General features: G+C 64.7%; 2 protein-coding genes. Both read left to right on the top strand.

Annotated elements, in window-relative coordinates; all coding sequences use genetic code 11:
- The first annotated feature begins 163 nt into the window (after positions 1-163).
- Positions 164-892 carry a response regulator transcription factor gene (locus EOA23_RS32935; RefSeq protein ID WP_245474426.1) on the top strand — a complete coding sequence of 243 codons (729 nt, stop codon included), beginning with the start codon at positions 164-166 and terminating at the stop codon, positions 890-892.
- Between the two features lie 150 nt (positions 893-1,042).
- Entirely contained in the window at positions 1,043-3,151 is a 2,109-nt protein-coding gene (locus EOA23_RS32930) for a sensor histidine kinase (protein ID WP_189341801.1), read from the top strand.
- Positions 3,152-3,399 lie beyond the last annotated feature (248 nt).

Below are 3,399 nucleotides of genomic sequence, written 5' to 3'. Positions count from 1 at the left end.
GATGGTCGGCGAGACCCCCCGCCACCCCCTCGGCGACGGACACAAGCGCAATGACGGATCGTGCGGCCATTTTCTCCACCCCGCCACAGACAACTCGAGATGAGTGCTGGACATCATGTTTATACCCAATCTACTTTCCGCTGAAAGCGGGAGCGAGCGCGTCGTGAAGGCACGCATCATCGTCGTCGAGGACGAACCGGATCTGAGGGAGGCCGTGGCCGAGTATCTCGGCGCCAGCGGCTATGACGTCGTGACGGCCGAGAATGCCGTGGCGGCGCGCGCGCTGTTCGAAACGCAGCCCTTTCACCTCGCCATCCTCGACATCGCCATGCCCGGTGAGGACGGGCTGTCGCTCGGCCGCTGGCTGCGCTCGAAAACGCCGATCGGCATCATCTATGCCACCGCAGCCGGCACCGCGCTCGACCGCATCGTCGGGCTGGAGCTCGGCGCCGACGATTACATCGTCAAGCCGTACGAATTGCGCGAGGTGCTGGCGCGGGTGCGCAGCGTTTTGCGCCGCGTGCCGCAGCCGGCCGAGCCGCAAGCCGCAAAGGCCGAGACCAGCAATCGGCGTTTCATGAATTTCGGCGGCTTTCAGGCCGATTTCGACGGTCGCCTGGTCACCGCCGCCAATGGCGCGGTGATCGAGATGGCCAAGAGCGAATTCGACGTGCTCGAGGTTTTCCTCACCCGCGCCAACCGCCTCCTGACGCGCGCGGCGATTTCGGAAGCCATCGGCTTCGTCGAGGACCCGGAATCCTCGCGCGCGGTCGACATCCGCATCATGCGGTTGCGAAAGAAGATCGAGGCCGACCCCGCCAATCCGAAATTCCTGCGCACGGTGCGCGGCGAAGGCTATATCTTCTCGCTGCCGAGCGGCGACGCCAACTAGATCGGTTCCGGGAAAGTGAGAGTGGTGGCTCGGCGGTTTCGCCGTAGCCTTCCGTCCGGAATTGCGTCAAAACAAAGCGATAGAGTGGTTCGCCGTTTCCGCAGGAACGGAGGATGCTCTGAACGACCGACGTTCCGGGCTGGAATGACCATGACTGCTGATGCAGCACGCACCGATATGCATGCCTCGCGCCCGGGCGGCGCCGCGATGGCGGCTGTCCATGTCGTGCGCCGCCTGCGCGAGGCGGGCGACTGGCAGCGCGAGATGGACGGCATACTGGAGACGGTGTGCCGCAAGATGGATTGCCAGCGTGGCATTCTCTTCCGGCTGCGTGAATTGCCGGGCGAAGGTTTCGCCCAGTCGGTCGCCGCCTATTGGATCGACCAGGATTTCGGTGGCGACCTGGCCTCGCCTACCGTGATCATGCAGTCGATCATCAACTCGGATTCCTTGCTGGAGCGCCTGCAGGAAGACGAGCGGCAGGGCAAGATCTTCTCCGGCCACACGCGCAACCTGGACGGTTTCCTGCGCGCCGATTTCGAGAAGCAGAGCATCAAGTCGTTCCTGTCCGTCTCCGTCTTCGCGCATGGCCACCTCTGGGGCACGCTGGCCGTCAACGACTGCGTCGCCGAGCGTGAATGGACGGATGAGGAAGAGGCGACGCTGCACATCATCGCTCTGGCCATCGGCGACGCCATCGAGCGCTCGCCATCCGAGGCGCATGCCAGCGAGGTGATCCGCCGCACCATGCTGCAGGCCTCGCTCGACGCCATCATCGTCATCGACGAGACGGGCTCGATCATCGAGTTCAATCCGGCCGCCGAGAAGATGTTCGGCTTCCAGCGCAGCGCCATCCTCGGCAAGGACCTGCTCGATACCATCGTTCCGATATATTACCGCAAGGGCTACGCCTCGGGTGCCGAATACATGGCCGGCCGCGGCGCGCCGATGGTCGGCCAGCGCCTGGAGACCGTCACCCAGAACGCCGCGGGCGAGATTTTCCCGATCGAGCTGACGGCGACGGAGATGCGCGTTGCCGACCGCCGCCTGATCTTCGGCTCGATCCGCGACCTGCGCGAAAAGCTGCAGGCCGAAGAGGAGATCAACCGCCAGCGCGAGAAGCTGCACCAGAACGAGAAGATGGCGGCGATGGGCTCGCTGCTCGCCGGGGTCTCGCACGAGCTCAACAACCCGCTGGCGGTGGTGGTGGCGCAGTCGACGCTGCTGCACGAATTCGCAGGCGACCCGCAGACCAAGGTGCGCGCCGAGAAGGTGCGCGCGGCCGCCGAGCGCTGCGGCCGCATCGTCAAGAGCTTCCTGTCGATGGTGCGGCTGCACCCGACCGAGCAGGCCGAGACCGATCTCAACCAGGTGATGCGCTCGGCGCTCGAGGTCACCGCCTATGGTGCCCGCTCCAGCGGCATCATCATCGACACCGATTTCGCCACCGGACCGCTGCTTGCCATGGCCGACGCCGACCATATCACCCAGGTGGCGGCCAACTTCCTCATCAACAGCCAGCATGCGCTGGCCGGCATTACCGGCGAGCGGATCATCAAGGTGCGGACATTCCGCAACGAGCACGGCAATCCGGGCTTCTCCGTCGAGGACAACGGCCCGGGCATTCCCGAGGCGATCCGCGCGCGCATCTTCGAATCCTATTTCACCACCAAGCCGGTCGGGGTTGGCACAGGCATCGGCCTGTCGATCTCGAAGTCGATCGTCGAGCGCCACAACGGCAACATCTGGTTCGAGGAAGTGCAACCGACCGGCGCGCGCTTCGTCGTGCAATTGCCGACGATTGCCGGCGGCGCTGCAAGCGCAGGTGAAGGGCCGGCGCGCTCGAGCGGGTTGCGCCATGCGTTGATCATCGACGACGAGCCCGATGTCGCGGGCTCGCTTTCGGATATACTGGAGCTGATGGGGCTCAAGTCGCGCGTGGTGGCAAGCTGGACGTCCGCCGCCGACGTGCTCACGGGCCATATGCCGCCGGACATCGTCTTTTCCGACCTGCGCATGCCGGGCATCAGCGGCATCGCGATCTACCGCGAGCTGCTCTCGCAGCAGCCCGCTCTGGCCAAGCGCTTCGTGCTGGTGACCGGCGACCTCATCGGCGCCAAGGCGGAGATCGAAGCGCTGCCACCGCCGCAGCGCCCGCACATTCTGGAAAAGCCCTTCTCGACGCTCGATGTGCGTGGCGTGCTGTCGGCCGTCGCCGACGAAGCCGCAGCAGCCGCCGACAACAGCGTCCACTTCTGAGCTAAGATCGCAACCGAAGAGGCGTGGCCGAGCTTGAGCTAGCACCGCCGCAGGATCGGCCGAGATTCAGGTCAAGCCGAGCCGAGAATGGTGGTTCGCGAGAACCGGAGCGGAGCGTACTTAAAGTACGTGTTGGGGTGGACGGCCCCCGACGGCATCACAATGTGCCAGAATGAGGTCGTTGCAGATCTCATCAAGGGAGACCGTCCGTGGATAAACTTATTCGCATTGGCATGGATACGTCAAAG

Source organism: Mesorhizobium sp. M2A.F.Ca.ET.042.01.1.1 (genome assembly GCF_003997405.1).
Classification (GTDB): domain Bacteria; phylum Pseudomonadota; class Alphaproteobacteria; order Rhizobiales; family Rhizobiaceae; genus Mesorhizobium.
This window is presented reverse-complemented; position numbering and strand designations above follow the sequence as displayed.

Bases quoted from the DNA above. Each gene is read 5' to 3' on its own strand.
- EOA23_RS32930 (WP_189341801.1), top strand. From the start codon at position 1,043: ATGACTGCTGATGCAGCACGCACCGATATGCATGCCTCGCGCCCGGGC.